Below are 20097 nucleotides of genomic sequence, written 5' to 3'. Positions count from 1 at the left end.
AATACATATTTAATTTATTGATTTATAAAAATTTGTGATATAATATATAATTATCTGCACTAGGTTAGTGTTACAATTCTTCTTAATCAAAAGGAAAATCATGAGAGTTGCTGTTATTCCTGTAATAGCTGGACTTGCAATAGGAGCAATAGCTTCTTTGCTTGCATATTTTGGAAATCCTGGTAATATGGGTTTTTGTGGCGCTTGTTTTTTAAGAGATATAAGCGGTGCAATAGGTCTTCATAGAGCTAGTATAGTCCAGTATATAAGACCTGAAATTATTGGCTTGGTTTTTGGTGCTTTTATCTCATCTATGTTTTTTAAGGAATTTCGTCCTCGCGGAGGTTCTTCGCCTTTAATGAGATTTTTTCTTGGGGTTTTTGCTTCCATTGGTGCACTTGTATTTTTAGGTTGTCCATGGAGGGCTTGGATAAGATTAGGCGGTGGAGATCTTAGTGCAATAGCTGGTATTGTAGGACTTTTTGTTGGTATATTTATAGCTAGTATATTTTTAAAAAATGGCTATAGTCTTGGAAAGAGCAAGAATGTTTCTAAGCTTGAATCTCTTTTAATTCCTATTTTTATGTTGGTTTTATTTGTTTTTCTTGTAACAAAATTTAGTTTTGGTGAAAATTTACCTATATTTTTCTCACAAAAAGGACCTGGCAGTAATCACGCAAATATTGTTATATCTATCATTGCTGGATTGATAATTGGAGTTTTAACTCAAAGATCAAGATTTTGCACGATAGCAGCTTTTAGAGATACAATTTTATTTAAAGATACACATCTATTACAAGGAGTTTTAGCTTTATTTGTTGGTGTTTTTGTTATGAATTTAATTTTAGGACAATTTCATCTAGGATTTACAAATCAGCCAATTGCACATAATGATATTGTATGGAATTTTCTAAGTATGGTTCTTTGTGGTTTGGCATTTGCATTAGCTGGAGGGTGTCCAGGAAGACAACTAACACTTAGCGGAGAAGGAGATAGTGATGCTGGAATTTTTGTTATTGGAATGATTGTAGGAGCTGCATTTTCGCATAATTTTGCCCTAGCTTCATCTGGAGCTGGAGTTAGTGTATTTGGTCCTTATATGGTTATAATAGGTCTTTTATTTTGTTTAATTTTAGGATTTTTTGCAAAGGAGAGATAGTGAAATTAGATGCAACCGGACTTTCATGTCCAACACCTGTAATACTATTAAAAAATGAGTTTGATAAGGGAGAAAAAGAAATAGAGCTTATTGTTGATTGTGGGGCAGCACAAGAAAATACAAAAAGGTTAGCTTTAAGTTATGGTTATTCTATATTAGGCGAAGATAATAAAAATGGTGTTATTACTATTAAATTAGTGAAAAAATGATTTATTTAGATAATGCCGCTACATCTTTTCCAAAGCCGGAATGTGTAAAAACAGCTTTAGTGGATTTTTTGGAAAATTATGGTGCAAATGCTGGTAGAAGCGGACATACAATGTCTATTGAAGCTGGTAAAATCATATTTGACGCAAGAGAAAAATTAGCAAATTTACTCGGACTCAAAAATCCTCTAAATGTTGTTTTTACTTATAATGCAACACACTCTTTAAATTTGGCTATTAATGGAATTGTTAAAGAAGGTGATATCGTAGTAACTTCGCCATTTGAGCATAATTCTGTAAAAAGAGTGCTAAATTTTTTACAAAATAAAAAGAAGATAATAGTAAAAATTCTTGAAGTTGATAAATTCGGACACATTATAAACTATGAAGAAACTCTAAAAGGTGCAAAATTAATATGCTTAATGCATGCAAATAATGTAAGCGGTGCGATTTTTCCAATAAAAGACATATTTAAAGTAGCAAAAAAACTAGGTGTTATAACTTTGCTTGATGGAGCCCAAAGCATAGGTATAGTTGATGTTAATATAAAAGATGATTTTATAGATATTTTGTGTGCAAGCGGTCACAAAGGGCTTTTTGGCATACAAGGAACTGGAGTTTTGGCTATAAATGATGATTTTGAAATAAGTTCTATAACTCCTTTTATGCAAGGTGGAACAGGTAGTAAATCTGAGCTTGAAATTCAACCTATGTTTATGCCAGATATGCTAGAAAGCGGAACTCAAAATGGTCATGGTATAGCAAGTATAAATGCTGGAATTGATTTTATAAATAAAATCGGTATCAAAAATATTTTTTCTCACGAAATTATGTTAAAAGAGTATCTTCTTAAAGAAATTTCAAAAATAGATGATTTGATAATTTTAAAAACACCAAATGATTATAAAAACATATCAAATTTAAGTATTATCTCAAAATCTATGTGTATTTCTGATTTGGCAAACAGGCTTGATGATAATGGATTTTTAACTAGGGCTTCTTTGCATTGCAATCCTGGTACACATAAATTTTATTCTACTTATCCAGACGGTGCTTTAAGAATATCTCCAGGATTTTTTAACACCATAGAAGAGCTTGAAAAACTGATAGAAACATTAAAAAAGATTTTAACAAAAACATAAAATAATCTATTTTTAAAAAGATATTTTGTAAAATGTTTTTGCAAGAGTAATCATACAAGGTATTATAATGACAAGCGGATATATAACATTCCCAACAAGTGCTGGGGCTTTCGCAACTGAGAAAATTTTGCGTGCTAATGATATAAAAGTTAAACTCATATCAACACCTAGATTTTTATCAAGTAGTTGTGGCGTTAGTGCGTATTTTTGCGGGGCTAATGTTGAGGATGTGTATAAAATATTGCAAGAATACGACTTAGAGTTTAACATAAAAGAGTATGTTGATGAATATATAGAAAAAAGGATGCACTAGGCACCCCTTTTATTCGTTTATAATGTCATTTAGTGTTTTACTAGGACGCATAATTTGACTCATTTTTTCATCATCAAATTTATAATATCCTCCGACATCTACGCTGCTTCCTTGAACTTTTGATAGCTCATCTAGTATCTTTTCTTCATTATCTTGAAGGCTTTTTGCCATATTTTTAAATTTACAAGATAGTTCTTTTCCATTTTTTGCTAAGCTTAAAGCCCAGTAAAGTGCCAAATAAAAATGACTTCCTCTATTGTCAAGCTCACCTACATTTTTCTTTGGCGATTTATCATTTTTAAGGAGCATTGATATTGCCTCTTCAAGTGTGTTAGAAAGTATAAGTGCGTTATTTGTATTTTTTACTCTATAAAGATGATCAAGAGAAGCGCTTAATGCTAAAAATTCTCCCAAGCTATCCCATCTTAAATGATTTTCTTCTATTAGTTGGCTAGCTATTTTTGGAGCACTTCCGCCAGCTCCAGTTTCAAACATACCACCACCTTGCAAAAGTGGCACAACTGAAAGCATTTTCGCACTTGTCCCAAGTTCTAATATAGGAAAAAGATCTGTTAAATAATCCCTTAAAACATTTCCCGTTACGCTTATGACATCTTTACCTTTTCTGATGATTTCTAGTGTTAATTTAGCTGCATCTTGTGGGGCTAAAATTTCCAAATCAAGCCCATTTGTGTCAAGCTCTTTAAGATATTTTTTTACTTGATTTATCATTATATTGTCGTGAGCTCTTTTTTCATCTAACCAAAAAATAGTTTTGGATTTTGTTATTTGAGCTCTATTTGCTGCTAGTTCGACCCAGTTTTTTATGGCATCATCTTTTGCTTGGCACATTCTAAAAATGTCGCCTTTGCAAACTTCAAATTTAAATATTTCCCTGTTTTTATCATCGCTTACTATTATAGTTCCGTCATTTTGCATTATGAAAGTTTTATCATGGCTTCCGTATTCTTCAGCTTTTTTTGCCATTAATCCTATGTTAGAAACTGAGCCGATTTTTGCAGGGTCTAGCTTGCCATGTTCTTTTAAATTTTCTATTACGCTTTCATAAAGTGTAGCGTATGTTTTATCTGGAATTACTGCCATACAATCATCTGCTTTGCCATCTTTATCCCACATTTTGCCGCCATTTCTTATCATTGCTGCCATTGAAGCATCAACTATGATATCGCTTGGAACATGTAAATTTGTTATACCTTTATCACTATCTACCATAGCTATTCTTGGATTGTTATTGTAAATTTGAACTAGTTTGGGTTTAATTTTATCTTTTAAATTTGAGTTTTCTAGCTTGTTTTCAAGATCTTTTAAGCCATCTTTTTCATTAAATTTAAGCTTGCTTATTTCATCTTTAAACTCATTAAATAGTTCTTTAAAATACACACGCACAGCGTGTCCAAATATTACCGGATCGCTTATTTTCATCATTGTAGCTTTTAAATGTATAGAAAAAATGATATCGTTTTTTTTGGCTTCATCAATGCATTGTTTTATAAAATCTTCTAGTTTATTTACGCTCATAAAAGTTGCATCAACTATCTCATTTTTTTGTATGGACAAATTTTGTTTTAAAGTAGATTTTTCGCCATTTTTAGATATAAACTCTACTTTTAAATTTGCTGCTTCATCAAAAAGGTGTGATTTTTCATTTGAATAAAAATCGCCATCATTCATATATCTTACGCAGGTTTTACTGCTTTTATCCCACGAGCCAACTTTGTGTGGAAATTCTTTTGCATAGTCTTTTACTGCTTTTACGCTTCTTCTATCGGAATTTCCTTGTCTAAGCACCGGATTAACTGCACTTCCTAAAACTTTTGCGTATATTTCATTGATCTCTTTTTCGTCATCATTTTTAGGATTAGTTGGATATAGCGGAACATTTATACCCTTTTTTCTTAACTCATCTATGGCGGCATTTAGTTGTGGAATTGAAGCTGAGATGTTTGGAAGCTTGATTATATTTGCAAATTTATCATTTGTAGAATCCCCAAGTATTTCTAAGTAATCCGGAATTCCTTGATCTGGCTTTAAATCTTGTGAAAAATTTGCCATAATCCTTCCTGCTAAAGATATATCTGATAAGGATATACTAATGCCGGCTTCATTTAAAAATTTCTTTATAATTGGGTATAAAGAAAATGTAGCCATAGCCGGGGCTTCATCGGTGTAAGTGTAGACAATATCGCTCATAATTTACTCCTTTTTTTAAATTGTTATTATTTTATCATTATTATATTAAACAAAAATTTTTTCAAAATTAAATTTGATTATTTTCTTTGTCTATTTATAACATTTATATGCTCTTTATATGTTTTTGAAAATATATGCTTTTTATTTTTCTTATCTAAAACAAAATACAAATAATCGCTTTTTGATGGGAAAATAGCTGCTTTTATGCTATCAAAACTAACAGTACAAATAGGAATTTCTGGCAATCCTTCGTATAGATATGTATTAAATTTACTAGTGTCTGATTTTATCCTATCTGCTGTTATTACATCGTGAGAGTAAATTCCGTAATTTAGCGTTCCATCCATTTGAAGCTTCATATTTTTTTTAAGTCTATTGTATATAACAGACGATACAAGCGGCATTTCTTCAGAATTTGCTGCTTCTTTTTGTATTATTGATGCTACTACCAAATACTCTATCCAGCTAGTTTTGTTAAAGTTGCCAAATATTTTTTCACTTATTTTTTTATGTTGATTTTTAGATGTGTTGATAAGATAATAAATAAGGTGTCTTTCGCTAATACCTTTTGGAATTTTATATGTTTCAGGCACCAAAAAACCTTCTGTAAGTGGAGCGTTTTTGAGATATTCTTTATATAAAGTATCAAAGTTTAAATTTAGTTGTTTTGATAGTAAATTTAAAAATACAACAGTTGTTTCGCCCGGTATAAGCGTGATTTCATTCATAGCTGCTTTTGCTGTTGTAAGTTTGTATAAGAAATCGTATTTGCTAAGCTTTGTCTCGCCGATATCTATCCAGCCTGATTGAGGTTGCCCAATCATGGCTAAAAAAAATTTATCTATTTTGCTTAGATTGAAATTTCTGTCTTGTAAATATGTTATAATCGTGCTTATACTACCTTGCGGTAAAAATACAACTTTGCTTGTATATACTGGTCTGCTAAGGTAGAGTAGTAAAAAAAGGAAAACTATGAGAACAATTTCTAGCATTTTTAAAAAAATAACCATTTTTTTTATTGTTCTTTTGTTTGCCATATTTGTCCTTTTTTATTTTCTGAAAAGTGGTATAAATATCCAAAATTTGGATTTCAAAACTTTTCATATTGGTCAATTATATATAAAATTAGATAAAAAACTTATTTTAGCCACAAAAGATATACAAATAAATACTCAAAACAATGATAAAGATTTTTCAAGCGACATAGATATATTAAATTTAACAAGAAAAATAAATCTATTAAATTCATTATTTTCTAGCATTGTTGTAGAAAATTTGCATTATGGTGATTTGAAATTTGATATGGTTTTTCAAGATGGTCTGTTTTTTGTAGATATGCCATATGTTAGATTAAATGCTTCTTTTGATACAAAAGGCGATAAAATCATAATAGATACAAAAGAGGTAGCTCTTAAAGATTTTAATGCAACTATTTGTGGTACAGGAGTGCTTGATGGCAAAAGTTATGATTATGATTTCAAGGGAACATTTGTTTCGCATGAGGTAAATGGTGATTTGAGATTAAGAGTGCAAAAAAATAAGCTATATTATAATTTTTCAAATGTTTATGCAACTTCTTTAAAAGGCCTTATGAGAGAGATAGAAGAGAATAAATGGATAGATAAAGAGGTAAAAGAGTGGATATATGGTCATATTATAGCTAGAGAATATTTTATACAAAATCTTAGCGGTATGATGGATTTGAAAAATAAAAATATGCATTTTGATTACATAGAAGGAAGTGCAAATGCTAAAGATTTAAAAATAAAATTTGATAAGAGTGTAAAAGAAGTTAATGTAGATGATGTAAATATTAGTTTAAAAAACGGAGTTTTATCTTTTGTTTTAAACAATCCAAAATACTACGATAAATCACTGGATGGCTCAAGCGTAGCTATAAATGATTTATTTGGCAATAATACAAATATAGACATAAATATAAAAACAGATTCTTTGCTTGATGAAAAAGTCCAAGATATACTAAAAGCTTATGATATAAATATTCCAATAATTCAAAAAAAAGGTGAATTAAAAACAGATTTATATCTAAATATAACTTTTAAAAACTTGCTAACTAAAGCTAGCGGTGTATTTGAGCTTAAAAATGCAGATATAAACATATCCAAATCGCCGTTTTTTAGTAAGTATGCCAAAATAATCCTAGAAAATAACTCTTTAGTTAGAATTGAAAATTCTCATCTATCAAATAGTTTTTTAGATGCTAAAAATTTAAATGGAGATATATATATAGATAAAAATAGTGCTAAATTTGAAGCTATTTGCAACCTAGATATAAAAGCAAATGAAAAAAATTCCATAGTAAAATTTGAACAAAAACCACTTCATATAGATATGAATTTTGAAAAAAACGCAACAATTTTAGATATAAATGAGTTAAATACTAAGATTATTTTATCTGATTTAAATTTAATAAATATACAAAGTTTATCAGATGTAGTGCAATATAGCTCGCTTTTAAATGATATAGGTATAAAAAGTGGCAGTAATTTGGATATAAAAACCAAAGATTTTGAAGATTTTGATATAAGTGCTCAAAATGTAATTTTTGATGTTCCGTTTATTAAAAAAGATGGCACAAAATACGATATGGATAGTTTTAAATTTATAGTATCAAAAGATTATGTAAAAGGTTATTCAAAAAGTGATTTTTTTAATTTTTCATATAAAAAAGATTTGTTGGATATAAATTTAAAAAATCTTGATTTTATATACCAAGATAGTGCAAATAACGATGAAAATAGTTCTGATGAATTACCCGTTCACATCAATGCACAAAATTCAAATTTGATTTTGCTTGATCTTAATAAAACTATACCATTTGATAGCTATAGTGGCGATATAAAAGGTAAAAATATAGAGCTTTTAGCTAAAAAAGATAACGGAAATTTCCATTTAATATCAAATAATGATAAGCTTATTTTGAATGCTACTAAATTAAATGGAGAATTTTTAAATTCCTTGTTTGGTTCTAAAAGTTTTGAAGGTGGTAAATTTGATTTGCATTTGCTTGGCAGAAATGTAAAAAACTATAATGCCGAGATTATTCTAAAAGACACATATTTAAAAGATTATATATTTTATCATCAACTTCTTACATTTTTAAACACAATTCCTTCGTTGCTAGTTTTTAAAACTCCTGATTTTAATTCAGATGGATTTACCGTAAATAGTGGCAAAATTTACATTAATAGAAATGGCGATATACTGAATTTTAAAGCCATAAATTTAACTGGAACCAGTGCTGACATAGGCGGGCGAGGCATTATAAATTTAGGTAATAAACAAATAGATATAGATTTAGAATTAAAACTTTTAAAAGACGCAAGTAGTATTATAAATAAAATCCCGCTTGTAAATCAGATTATACTAGGAAAGGAAAGAACAATATCAACAGTTATAAAAATAAGTGGAACTATGGATGAGCCAAAGTATTCAACTCAAATTCTGCAAGACACATTATTAACGCCGTTTAATATAATAAAAAATACCTTAGAATTGCCGTTTGTATTGTTTGAATAGCTTTATAATATACTTAAAAATTCATCTTTTAAAAATGGTTTAATTTCGCTAAATTTAAAAAACGCTTCTATGATTCCAGCAGAAAAAGGACCGATCTCATAAGGATTATACACAAAAGTAATGCCATAAGGAGATATTGAAAAATTCTTTGAAATTTCAAGATCGTTTTGTTTTATATATGCATAAACTTTTACTTTATCCCAAATCATAGAAATTAAGTTTTGATCATGGACATCTTTTAAAATGTCGCTTAATTCAAGTTTTTTTTCTTTATAATTAACTTCATATTGTTTGCTTGTATTATCGTGAGCACCGCCGCTATAAAAATATTCATCTGTTAAAAATACGGTCAAATTGCCTTTTTTATAGTAGATATTTTCTAAATTGTTATTATATCTTATAAAAGTAGGGCTGTTAAAATTTACATTATTTGATGCAAAAAATTCGTTATACCAATTTGACAATTCATCTAAATAGCTATTTTTTAATAAATTTGCCATCTTAAATCGCATTTGAGAAGAGTTTTGATCTTTAAAATCTATAGCATCATAAACAAAGCTTTTTTTAAATATAAAATCTCGTTGAGAGATTTGTTCGAAATTTGCTTTTGCTGTTATCATTATAAGAGAATACTTTTTATCAAGAGAGGCATTTATATCTTGTGTTGTGTTATTTAGCTTAATTACGCCTTCAAAACGATCATTTATAACATTTGCTTTTACTGATATATTTTTGGTTTTGATATTAAAAATAGTTTTATTTTCGTCTTCTTTTGGCGTAACATCTGAAAAAGTATATACATTTCCTTGTGTAAAAATATGCCCATAATATTTGTTATTTTTACCATCTAAATTGTTATTTTTATCATAATAATTTATGTAAATTTGGGTTGAATTTGTCTCATCGCTACAATTATTATCTTTATATATAAAGCTATATCCATCTTCAATTGTGATATTTTCATAAGCAAATGATAAATTTATAAATATTAAAAGTAATGCAAATATATTTTTCATTTTTTGTATTATAACCTTAATGTGTAAAAATGTGAATTATACAAAAAAATGTGTTAAAAAGGTTTTAAAATTTAAACATTTTAAAATTTTTAAAGTTGTTTTTTTGAGGGTTTTAAACTAATAATTTTTAAAATAAATTTAATTTATAAATTGTTATAATGGTTATCAAAATTAATATCAAGGAAAATATTGCGTTCTACTATAGTTCTACTCTTTTTACTAATCATTTTGAGCTTTTTTTCTATTTTTATAGGTGTTTTAGATGTAGATATGAAAGGAATTTTAAATGGAGAGCATCTTGAAGTGCTTTTTGTATCTAGGTTGCCAAGGCTTTTAGCTATTATTCTTAGCGGTATAGCATTAAGTGTTGCAGGTCTTATAATGCAACAGCTTTGTCAAAATAATTTTGTATCACCAACAACTGGCGGAACTATAGCTTCAGCCCAGTTTGGCATACTTTTAGCTCTTATTTTTATTCCAAGCTCAACTATATTTCAAAGAGCCATTTTTGCCTTTGCAACGGCTATGATTGGGACTTGGATATATGTAGCTTTTATACAAGCTATTAAATTTAAAGATGCGGTTATGGTGGCTCTTGTTGGTATAATGTTTGGTTATGTAATTGGCGGCATTACAAATTATTTTGCGTTTAGATATGATATGGTTCAAGCACTTTCAACTTGGATTACGGGTAGTTTTTCTCTTATTATAAAAGGAAGATATGAGATACTTTATCTTGCTTTGCCTCTTGTTGTTTTGGCTTTTATTTTTGCTAATTATTTTAATATAGTCGGAATGGGTAAAGATTTTTCAAAAAATTTAGGAGTAAATTATAATGTAGTGCTATTTTTAGGACTTAGTTTATCAGCTATGCTAACAGCTTCTGTTGTTGTGGTAGTAGGCTCTATATCATACATAGGATTGATAGTTCCAAATTTAATTAGAATGTTTAAAGGAGATAAATTACAAGGAACTATAGTTGATACAGCTTTATTTGGTGCTGTTTTTGTTTTGATTTGCGATATTTTAGGAAGAGTTATAATGTCGCCTTATGAATTACCAATAGAGCTTATTTCCGGTATTTTAGGAAGTATTATTTTTATAGTTCTTATAATTATAAAATTAAATGGCGGAAAATTTAACATAATTGCTTTTGCAAATTCTTGCTTTAGTCAAATTAGCATAAAAAAGGATAAGTCTTGAAAAGTATGTCATCTTCGTTAAAGCTTATCATTTTGCTGGTTTTAAGCATTTTTTCATCTATTTTTTTTATGTTTTATAATGTTAATTTTAAATTTTTTGAATTTGCTATGAGTATAAGAGTGCCAAAATTACTAGCTATGCTTTTGTGTGCATACTGTATAGGTGTTGCAACGCTAATATTTCAAACTATTATAAAAAATACCATTGTTACACCATGCCTTCTTGGTATGAACTCACTATATTTGCTTATACATACTGCAGCAGTGTTTTTTCTTGGAAGTAGTAGTTTTTTAGTTGTAAATAAATTTGTAAATTTTGCTATAGATCTTGTTTTGATGGCTTTTATTGCTACTTTTGTATATAGTTATCTTTTTAAAATAACTCGTTATAATGTTCTTTATGTTTTGCTTGCTGGAACCGTTATGTCTACATTTTTCTTATCTTTTCAAAATTCAATAGTTAGAATTATGGATCCAAATGAATACGATACTTTGCTTAGTTCACTTGTAGCTAGTTTTAATAATGTAAATAGCGATATTTTATTTATGGCAATTGTTATAACCGCTATTTTGAGCTTTATTTATTATAAAGATTTAACTCTTTTAGATGTGCTTAGCTTAGGGAAAGAACAGGCTATAAATTTAGGTGTGGATTATGATAAAAGCATAAAAAGACTTTTGCTTGGTATAACGCTTTTTATAGCTGTTGCTACTGCTCTTGTTGGTCCTATATCGTTTCTTGGGCTTATTATAGCAAATCTTTCAAGAGGTCTTTTTAAAACTTATAAACATAGTTATTTAATACTTGGAAGTATATTATTTGGCGTTATTATACTGGTGATTGCTCAAAGCATTACCGAACATGTTTTTGTTTTAAGTGTGCCAATATCAGTTTTTATAAGTGTAATAGGCGGACTTTATTTTATGTATTTGTTGATAATAAGTAAGGGAAAATTATGAAAATATTAAATTTATCAAAATCGTATTTCGATAAAACCGTAGTTGATGATGTGAGTATTGATATACCAAAAGGAAAGATTACATCATTTATAGGACCAAATGGAGCTGGTAAATCAACTGTGATGAGTATGATTTCTAGGCTTATATCAAAAGATGAGGGAATAATTGAGTTTAAAGGAAAGGATATATCAAAATGGAAAAGTAGAGATATCGCAAAACATCTGGCTATACTTTCTCAAACTAATAATATAAATATAAAGCTTAGCGTAAAAGAGCTTGTAAGTTTTGGAAGATTTCCATATAGTGGCAGTAGGCTGACTAAAGAAGATCTTCAAAAAGTAGATGAAGCAATTTCATCAATGGAGCTTTATGATTTATCTGATAAATATATAGATGAACTTAGCGGAGGGCAAAAACAAAGAGCTTTCATAGCTATGGTTATAGCGCAAGATACCGAGTATGTTTTACTTGATGAGCCTACAAATAATCTTGATATTTATCACTCTATACAAACTATGAAAAATATATCATATTTGTCAAAAAATATGGGAAAAACCATCATAATGGTTCTTCATGAGCTAAATTTAGCGGCATATTATAGCGATTATATATGCTCTTTTAAAGATGGGAAAGTAGCTAAGTTTGGAAAAGTAGATGAGGTAATGACAAAACAAAATTTATCTGAACTTTATAATGTTGATTTTGAAATATTTGATATAAAGGGTAGACCTTTATGTGTTTATTGTTAAAGGAGAAAAAATGTTAAAAATATCTAAAAAAGTTGCCATCATTAGTTTGATAGCTTTATTTGCATATAGTTTAAATGCTAAGGAAATTGAGATTGTTAGTCTTAATGCCGCGAGTCAAAAAACAACCATAAAAGTCCCACAAAATCCTAAAAGAGTAGCAGTTGCTGATATGGCTTCACTTGATACTATCGATGCTCTTGGATTTGGCTCAAATGTAGTTGGCTTAACAAAAGCCCAAAAAGTGTATTATCTAGGCAAATACAATGATGATAAGAATATCAAAAATATCGGGAGTGTAAAAGAGGTGGATTTAGAAGCTTTGATGAGTAGTGAGCCAGATATTATATTTATAGGAACTAGACTTGCTTCGCAATATGATAAGCTTTCTAAAATAGCTCCAGTTGTATATCTTGGCATAGACTATAAAAACGGGACTTTTAATAGCGTAAGAGAGAATGTAAATACAATTTCAAAAATATTTGGTGTAGAGAATTTTGCAAATGATAAATTTAATAAATTTGAAAAAAGGTTGAAAGATATTAAAGAAAAAGCAAGTGGAAAAACTGCTATATTAGGGCTTGTTAGCAGTTCTAGCTTTAATACACTTGGAAATGAAAAAAGATGTGCGATGATAACAACTGATGCAGGTTTTGAAAATGTTGTTTTAGATGCCAAAACAACGCATGGTAATGATTCTTCTTTTGAGCTTGTTTTAAAACTAAATCCTGATTATATATTTGTGCTTGATAGAGATAGTGCTATATCAAAAAAAGGTGCAAAACTTGCAAAAAGTGTTATGGATAATGAGCTTATAAATAAAACAAAAGCCCATAAAAATGGTAACATATTTTATTTAAATCCAAGTGTGTGGTATTTAAGTGAGGGCGGTATAACTGCTATGGATTTAATGATAAAAGATTTAGAAGAAGCACTAAGATATCCATAATATTTAACAATCAATTAAAACAAAATATCAATATAAAATTTTTGCTAGTAAATTTTATGACTAGCAAAAATTTGTACTAAATGAGATTATAACACTCCACCCTTCATAAATATTTTATAAATTATATAATGAATGTAATTATCAATATTTATTAGTATTTAAGTTAATATAGTATAAACTTCCGGCTAATAAAAAATATATATTTTTTATTTTTTAAATAATTTTACAAGGATAAAGATGAAAAAGAAAAGTTTTTCAATCATAGCAACATTTTTTTTAGTTGGAAATGTTTTTGCTCAAGATAAGGTAAGCCTTGATACTATCGAGGTTAGCAGTTCGGTTACAAACAATCAAAATGTAGATGCATACAAAGTAAATGTTAGAAATGCTACTTTAATCAAAGATGTTTTAAGAGATATACCAGGTGTTTATATGAGCGGAACAAATGGTTATAATCAAAAAATATATATGCGCGGTATGAATGATAGAGGTTTAAATGTAACAATTGATGGTGCTAGACAAAAAGGAAATACCTTTCATCATAACGCAGACTTGCTGATAGATCCATCAATCATAAAATCAGTAGATGTTGGAATTGGTGTTCATAGTGTTGTTGGAACAAGTGGCGCTATGGGTGGTAGTGTTGCTTTTAAAACAGTTGATGCTGCTGATTTGCTTGAAGACGATGAGATAATAGGGGCTAAATTAAATATGGGCTATGCCTCAAATAATGATTCTTTTTCGCAAGGCATAACTTTGTATGGTGCTGATGAAGATAGAATGTTTGACTTTTTGGGTTATTTTAACCATAGAGGTTATGATTTTGGAGAAGATGGCGATGGAAGAAAAATAGGCGGAGATGGAGATGATTATAATTATTTATTAAAACTAGGTGCGAGGCTTGGGGATTATGGTAGATTAGAGGGTAGTTACGAGCATATGGAGTATAAAGGAAACTATCCAATGAAAGCTGAATGGCCAGGCGGTATAGATAATAAAACAGGTCTTAGAAATTTAAAAGAAAGTGAATATTTAAGAGATACATTTACTTTAAATTATACATATAATCCAAATGACTATGTTGATTTAGATATCAATGCTTATTATACAGATCATAACCTTGATATGACAAAAAATGATAAATTTGGTATAAATACAGGTGTTGAAACATTTGGTACAAAAGTTATAAATAAAACCAAATTTGAAACAGGCTCACTAGATCATACGCTAGTTTATGGTACTGAATACTACACATCATCATCTTATAATGATACAAAAAGAAATCCAAAAGCCGCAAAAACAACAGGAAATTCCATAGGCGTGCCTGATGATGAAACAACGAGTTTATCGCTATTTATAGAAGATCAAATGAGATATGGAGGACTTACCATAGTTCCTGGTGTTAGGTTTGATTACTATGAACTAGAAACAATTGGCGGTAAAAAAGGTGATCCAAATGGTAGATCAAACTATGACTGGGATGAGGTATCGCCAGCTATTCTTGTAGATTATCAAACAGAATTTGGTCTTGGTATGTATGCAAGTTATGCTAAGCTTTTCCGTGGTCCAGATGTATATGAGGGTATAAGACTAAATGATAAAAATGCAAAAGCTGCTTATGATGCACCACTAGATGCAGAAACTGGCGATGCTTATGAAGTAGGCTTAAGATATATGGCTGATATAAGCGATAACTCTCATATAAGTTTAAGTGCGAAATATTTTTATACTGATTATGAAAACTTAATAGCAGAAATGTCAGAGCCAGGTAGTGCTTATTCTACTAGACTAAATACCGGAGATGCTACAATAAAAGGTTATGAGTTAGCTGCTAAGCTATTTATAGAAAATTTAACTCTTGGCGCTAGTTACTCATCTCAAAATACTGATTATGATGTTGCAGAACTTGCTAAAAAAGCGGGTAGAGGAGGCAAATCAGTTTATGGCTCAACTCTAGCATATGGAGATACCGGAGATAAGATAACTTTTAATGCCGAGTATTTTGTTTCACCATTGGATATGTTTATAGGTTGGAATACTATAGCATTTACTGGAATAGATGAGTATAAAGATGGAACGGATCAAAAGATTGATAAACCAGGATATGCAGTTCATGATGTGTATGCTACTTGGGTTCCTAATAGTGGTAAATTTAAAGGACTTGAGTTAAATTTCGGGGTTTATAATATATTTGATAAAACATATGCTTCGCACAATCAAAGAACGCTTGATTTCTCTTCAGCTAAAGTTGGAGGTATTGATTGGGAAGAAGGAAGAAATATTAAGTTAAATGTAAGTTATAAATTCTAATAATATATTAAGTAAGTTTTACTAATTTTATGCCCCGCTTTCCAAAGGGGCATATTTAAATTTAAAGGAAATGGATGGAATTTTTAAAAGAGTATCTTGATTATTTTATCATAGGACTTCTTGGTTTTATGAGTTTTTTAGTTATGCTTTATACGGTTGAGAGGTTGTATTTTTATTCTAAGGTTAAATTTGAGGATTATGACAGCGCTGATGAGTTAGAAATAGCACTTACAAAGAATTTAACTTTAATGTATATTATATATTCAAATGCTCCTTATATAGGCTTGTTAGGAACTGTTATAGGCATAATAATAACTTTTTATGAGATGGGTTTAGCAGGAGGTGTTGATGCAAGTGCTGTAATGGTGGGTATGAGTTTAGCGCTAAAAGCAACTGCTATGGGTTTGATAGTCGCAATTCCAACACTTATGATATATAACGCTTTTGGTAGAAAAGTTGATGTTATTCTTACAAGGTATAACAATAGATGAAAAGAAACAGCATTAAAAAAGATGGTCTTAATGTTATACCTTTAATAGACATTATGCTAGTGCTTTTATGTATGGTTTTAAGCATATCAACATTCATTGCTCAAGGAAATATAAATATAGATTTGCCAAAGTCAAAAAGTGGAAGTTTAGAAAAAGATACAGACATTATAACTATTTCTATAGACTCAAATAGCACTATTTATCTAAATGATAAAATTCTCTCTCAAGAAGAGTTTCAAAAAGAGCTAAGCAGTATAGATAGACAAACTCCTATTATCTTAAAAAGTGATAAAGATGCTAAATTTGAAAGTTTTGTTAGAGTTATAGATATTTTAAAGTTAAATAAACATGAAAATTTTAAAATCGCAACGCAAGTTAGAGATTAATGGTTTTTTTATAGGTTTTATAGTTAGTGGTTTATTTCATATATGCCTTATTTATACTATTTTATTTTATAAACCAGATATAAAAAAAGTAAATCCTATAAATATAACTAAGATTGATTTAGAGTTTTTTGAAATAGGCGGTGGGTTAAATGACGCTCCTCCTGTAAAAAATGTTGAACCTATAGAGCAAGTTGAAGATGTAGAGATTGCAAAAGAGGTAGTAGAACCTAAAGAAGAGATAGTCGAAGTTGTAAAAGAGGTTGAAGAAATCATTAAAGAAAAAGAGATTGTTGAGGTTGTTAAAAAAGAAAAGATAGACAAGGTTATAAAAAAAGAAAAACCAAAACCGGTTAAAAAACAAAAAAAAGTTCAACAACAAAATAAAAAAGTAGAAAATAAACAAATAAATGAGCAAAAAGAAACTGCAAATAGCGGATATAATGCCTATAATCCAAACTCAAATAAAATAGCTTCAAGTGCTATTACCGGGGAAAATACAACTCAAAGTTTAAGTGCTAACGAAAAAGCAGATATCGGTGCTCAAATTCAAGCTATCATAGCAAAAGAAGCACAAAAAAACTATCCAAGAGCCGCTAGAAGGATGAGAAAACAAGGTGTTGCAGTTATTGAATTTACATATCATAAAAATGGCGATGTTGCAAATTTAAAGGTTGCTAAATCTTCGGGGCATAAAATTTTAGATGATACGGTTTTATCTGTTATAAACAAAGTTAAGCATAAATTTCCAAAGATAAAAGCTGATACTACTTTTGAAGTGCCGATTAAATTTACGCTTAGATAGTTTTATAATTAATATGGTACGCCCTAGAGAATTCGAATCTCTGACCTTTTGAACCGCAATCAAATGCTCTATCCAGCTGAGCTAAGGGCGCATAAATATAAACAGAATGCGTATTATATCAAATTTATTCTTAAATTTAACAAATTGGTTTAAGAATTTAAGTATTTTTTTTATTTTAGATATTTTATGATATTATAACAGCTATAATTAATTAATAAATTTAAGGTAGGAGATGATAAAGAAAATACTTATAGCAAATCGTGGTGAAATAGCGGTTCGCATTGTTAGGGCTTGCAAGGATTTACATATGGACTCTGTTGCTATTTTTACTGAGCCTGATAGAGAGTGTTTGCATGTAAAAATTGCAGATGAGACAATTTGTATGGGCAAAGATCCTATAAAGGGGTATTTGGATGCAAAAGCTATAGTAAAAGCCGCAAAAGAGTGCGGGGCTGATGCTATACATCCAGGATATGGATTTTTAAGTGAAAATTATGAGTTTGCAAAAGAAGTTGAAGACGCAGGACTTATATTTATAGGACCAAGTCCTGATGTTATAAGGAAAATGGGAAATAAAAATATCGCTAGATATCTTATGAAAAAAAATGGAATTCCGGTTGTTCCTGGTACTGAGCCATTAAATCACGAAGATATGCAAACCATAAAAGAGTATGCTAGAAAGATAGGCTATCCTGTTATATTAAAAGCAAGCGGCGGCGGCGGAGGTCGTGGCATAAGGGAAGTTTGGGATGAAAGCAATATGGAAAATGCCTATGAGTCTTGCAAAAGAGAGGCTTTAAAATACTTCAATAATGATGAAGTTTTTATGGAAAAATTAGTTGTAAATCCAAGACACATTGAGTTTCAAATTTTGGGGGATAACTACGGAAATATTATACATTTATGTGAAAGAGATTGCTCAATCCAAAGAAGACATCAAAAGATTATAGAAATCGCACCTTGTCCAACTATAAGTGAAAATTTGCGTAAAGTTATGGGTGTTGCGGCTGTTTCTGCTGCTAAGGCGGTAAATTATTCAAATGTTGGAACGGTGGAATTTTTACTTGATGATTATAATAATTTTTATTTTATGGAGATGAATACAAGAATTCAAGTAGAGCATGGCATAACAGAGGAAATAACAGGCGTTGATCTCATAGTTAGGCAAATACGCATTGCAAATGGAGAAATTTTAGAACTTGAACAAAGTGATATAAAACCGCAAGGTTTTGCTATAGAAGCTAGAATTACAGCTGAAGATGTTTGGAAAAACTTTACACCAGCACTTGGAAGTATTAAAGAGTATTATCCAGCTCTTGGGCCATCTGTTCGTGTCGATAGTCATATATATAAGGATTATTCTATACCGCCATTTTACGACTCACTTCTTGCGAAGCTTATGGTTACTTCAAGTAGTTATGATTTGGCTGTAAATAAGTTAGAGCGTGCTTTAGATGAATTTACTATAAAAGGTGTTAAAACAATCATACCATTTTTGCTAACAATATCAAAAAGAAGAGAATTTAGAAGAGGGTTTTTTGATACTTCGTATGTTGAGAAAAACTTAGAATCTATTTTAGAAAACACAATAGATGAAGAAAATAAAAATAAAGATGAGCTAATAGCGGTTATAGGGGCAGCTTTAAAAAAGCATAGGAGTGATAATGAATGATTTTTTTGATAGTTTAAAAGAGATTAGAAAAGAGTTGCAAAAAGATGTAAATTTAGTACCAAAAAAGACAAAAAAACCAAGACAAAATCCAAATAGAGATGAATTTAAAGATATTTTCAAAGATGAAGATGACTTAAAAAGTCATCAAGATAAATTAGACGACTTAAAAGACGAGTTTTTAAAATACGCAGGATATAACAACATAAAAAAGATATGATAAGCATTGATTTTTGCACACTTAGTTCACCTTGTCCATATCTTGAAGCCAAAGCCTCAAGAAGTGCCTATAAATATGTTTTTGATGCTAGTTTTGATTTAAACTCAACACTAACTCAACATGGATATAGGCGTTTTGGAAGATATTATTCAAAGCCTATATGTGAAAATTGCAATGAATGTATTAGTATAAGAATAGATGCTAAAAATTTTAATTTTACAAAGAGTGCAAAAAAGGCAATAAAACGCAATAAAAATACACTTTCTTACATTTCAGCACCACTTTGTGATGATGAGCATTTAAGGCTTTATAGTAAATATCATATGTATATGAGCAGCAAAAAAGATTGGAAATTTTACGAGCTTAGTTATCAAAAATATTATGAACTTTATGTAGATGGAGCAGGGGAATTTGGTAAAGAAATTTCTTACTATGATGGCGAAAAACTTATTTGTGTAGATTTGATAGATTTTATAAACGATGGCATAAGTTCGATTTATTGCTATTATGATCCTGATTATTCTTGGTACAGCTTGGGTAAATTTTCACTTCTTAGGCAAATAATATTAGCAAAAGTAAATAATCTTCGTTGGATTTATCTAGGTTTTTATGTGAAAGATTGTCCAAGTTTGGCTTATAAGGGGGAATATACCCCTTTTGAAAGCTTAAAAGAGTATGTAGAAATAAATAAAGAGTGTGTTTGGGAGTAATGCAAAAATAATTTTATATTATATTTTGATTAAAATCAATAAAATAGGACAAGTATTATGTTAAA

General features: G+C 29.5%; 19 protein-coding genes and 1 tRNA gene. 16 read left to right on the top strand and 4 right to left on the bottom strand.

The window, feature by feature from the left end:
• Window positions 1-100 precede the first annotated feature (100 nt).
• The 4 genes from yedE (at window position 101) to CSPT_RS06215 (ending at window position 2820) form a co-directional block, all read left to right on the top strand.
• Window positions 101-1159 (top strand): YedE family putative selenium transporter, encoded by a 1059-nt coding sequence (gene yedE, locus CSPT_RS06230; protein WP_089182798.1) that lies wholly within the window; start codon window positions 101-103, stop codon window positions 1157-1159.
• The gene (locus tag CSPT_RS06225; RefSeq protein ID WP_201260271.1) at window positions 1159-1368 is read left to right on the top strand and encodes a sulfurtransferase TusA family protein; all 210 of its coding nucleotides are present in this window, start codon (window positions 1159-1161) and stop codon (window positions 1366-1368) included. Before yedE ends, CSPT_RS06225 begins: the two co-directional genes overlap by 1 nt.
• On the top strand, window positions 1365-2507 hold the full coding sequence (locus CSPT_RS06220; protein WP_089182797.1) for an aminotransferase class V-fold PLP-dependent enzyme: 1143 nt from the start codon (window positions 1365-1367) through the stop codon (window positions 2505-2507). Before CSPT_RS06225 ends, CSPT_RS06220 begins: the two co-directional genes overlap by 4 nt.
• Before the next feature lie 67 nt (window positions 2508-2574).
• On the top strand, window positions 2575-2820 hold the full coding sequence (locus CSPT_RS06215) for a putative Se/S carrier protein (protein WP_033915964.1): 246 nt from the start codon (window positions 2575-2577) through the stop codon (window positions 2818-2820).
• Window positions 2821-2829: 9 nt separating this feature from the next.
• Here the strand turns inward: CSPT_RS06215 and CSPT_RS06210 are convergent, their stop codons facing one another.
• Window positions 2830-5031 (bottom strand): NADP-dependent isocitrate dehydrogenase, encoded by a 2202-nt coding sequence (locus CSPT_RS06210; protein ID WP_089182796.1) that lies wholly within the window; start codon window positions 5029-5031, stop codon window positions 2830-2832.
• A gap of 77 nt (window positions 5032-5108) precedes the next feature.
• A complete protein-coding gene (gene mltG, locus CSPT_RS06205) occupies window positions 5109-6068 on the bottom strand; it encodes an endolytic transglycosylase MltG (RefSeq protein ID WP_089182795.1) in 960 nt (319 codons plus the stop codon).
• 46 nt (window positions 6069-6114) lie between these two features.
• Between mltG and CSPT_RS06200 the strand changes: the two genes are divergently transcribed.
• Window positions 6115-8571 carry a YhdP family protein gene (locus CSPT_RS06200; protein WP_161492221.1) on the top strand — a complete coding sequence of 819 codons (2457 nt, stop codon included), beginning with the start codon at window positions 6115-6117 and terminating at the stop codon, window positions 8569-8571.
• A gap of 2 nt (window positions 8572-8573) precedes the next feature.
• On the opposite strand, the gene CSPT_RS09265 is transcribed toward CSPT_RS06200, so the two are convergent.
• Window positions 8574-9587, bottom strand: a complete 1014-nt coding sequence (locus CSPT_RS09265; RefSeq protein WP_235610054.1) for an RsiV family protein — start codon at window positions 9585-9587, stop codon at window positions 8574-8576.
• A 189-nt stretch (window positions 9588-9776) separates the two neighbouring features.
• Between CSPT_RS09265 and CSPT_RS06190 the strand changes: the two genes are divergently transcribed.
• The 8 genes from CSPT_RS06190 to CSPT_RS06155 all read left to right on the top strand — a co-directional run bounded on the left by CSPT_RS06190 (window position 9777) and on the right by CSPT_RS06155 (window position 17433).
• Window positions 9777-10790 (top strand): ABC transporter permease, encoded by a 1014-nt coding sequence (locus CSPT_RS06190; protein ID WP_201261370.1) that lies wholly within the window; start codon window positions 9777-9779, stop codon window positions 10788-10790.
• A 5-nt stretch (window positions 10791-10795) separates the two neighbouring features.
• Window positions 10796-11749 (top strand): iron chelate uptake ABC transporter family permease subunit, encoded by a 954-nt coding sequence (locus CSPT_RS06185; RefSeq protein WP_089183329.1) that lies wholly within the window; start codon window positions 10796-10798, stop codon window positions 11747-11749.
• Entirely contained in the window at window positions 11746-12498 is a 753-nt protein-coding gene (locus CSPT_RS06180) for an iron ABC transporter ATP-binding protein (RefSeq protein ID WP_089182793.1), read from the top strand. Before CSPT_RS06185 ends, CSPT_RS06180 begins: the two co-directional genes overlap by 4 nt.
• A gap of 10 nt (window positions 12499-12508) precedes the next feature.
• Window positions 12509-13444 carry a siderophore ABC transporter substrate-binding protein gene (locus tag CSPT_RS06175; protein ID WP_089182792.1) on the top strand — a complete coding sequence of 312 codons (936 nt, stop codon included), beginning with the start codon at window positions 12509-12511 and terminating at the stop codon, window positions 13442-13444.
• A gap of 237 nt (window positions 13445-13681) precedes the next feature.
• Complete coding sequence (locus CSPT_RS06170) at window positions 13682-15754, top strand: TonB-dependent receptor domain-containing protein (protein WP_089182791.1); 2073 nt, start codon at window positions 13682-13684, stop codon at window positions 15752-15754.
• 74 nt (window positions 15755-15828) lie between these two features.
• Window positions 15829-16245, top strand: coding sequence for a TonB-system energizer ExbB (gene exbB / locus CSPT_RS06165; protein ID WP_089182790.1), 417 nt, complete (start codon window positions 15829-15831; stop codon window positions 16243-16245).
• Complete coding sequence (gene exbD / locus CSPT_RS06160) at window positions 16242-16631, top strand: TonB system transport protein ExbD (protein WP_089182789.1); 390 nt, start codon at window positions 16242-16244, stop codon at window positions 16629-16631. The genes exbB and exbD overlap by 4 nt, the downstream gene beginning before the upstream one ends.
• A complete protein-coding gene (locus tag CSPT_RS06155; RefSeq protein WP_089182788.1) occupies window positions 16594-17433 on the top strand; it encodes an energy transducer TonB family protein in 840 nt (279 codons plus the stop codon). The genes exbD and CSPT_RS06155 overlap by 38 nt, the downstream gene beginning before the upstream one ends.
• Before the next feature lie 14 nt (window positions 17434-17447).
• Here the strand turns inward: CSPT_RS06155 and CSPT_RS06150 are convergent.
• Window positions 17448-17524, bottom strand: a tRNA-Arg gene (locus tag CSPT_RS06150).
• Between the two features lie 141 nt (window positions 17525-17665).
• Between CSPT_RS06150 and CSPT_RS06145 the strand changes: the two genes are divergently transcribed.
• Genes CSPT_RS06145 through CSPT_RS06135 form a run of 3 tightly spaced genes read left to right on the top strand, consistent with a single transcriptional unit; the run spans window position 17666 to window position 20032 of the window.
• Entirely contained in the window at window positions 17666-19105 is a 1440-nt protein-coding gene (locus CSPT_RS06145) for an acetyl-CoA carboxylase subunit A (RefSeq protein WP_089182787.1), read from the top strand.
• Window positions 19098-19322, top strand: a complete 225-nt coding sequence (locus CSPT_RS06140) for a hypothetical protein (protein ID WP_089182786.1) — start codon at window positions 19098-19100, stop codon at window positions 19320-19322. The genes CSPT_RS06145 and CSPT_RS06140 overlap by 8 nt, the downstream gene beginning before the upstream one ends.
• Window positions 19319-20032 carry an arginyltransferase gene (locus tag CSPT_RS06135; protein ID WP_089182785.1) on the top strand — a complete coding sequence of 238 codons (714 nt, stop codon included), beginning with the start codon at window positions 19319-19321 and terminating at the stop codon, window positions 20030-20032. Before CSPT_RS06140 ends, CSPT_RS06135 begins: the two co-directional genes overlap by 4 nt.
• The last annotated feature ends 65 nt before the right edge of the window (window positions 20033-20097 follow it).

Source organism: Campylobacter sputorum subsp. sputorum, from assembly GCF_008245005.1.
In the GTDB taxonomy this organism is placed as follows: domain Bacteria; phylum Campylobacterota; class Campylobacteria; order Campylobacterales; family Campylobacteraceae; genus Campylobacter_F; species Campylobacter_F sputorum.
The sequence above is the reverse complement of the archived record's forward strand: the minus strand, read 5'-3'. Positions and strand labels throughout refer to the sequence as shown.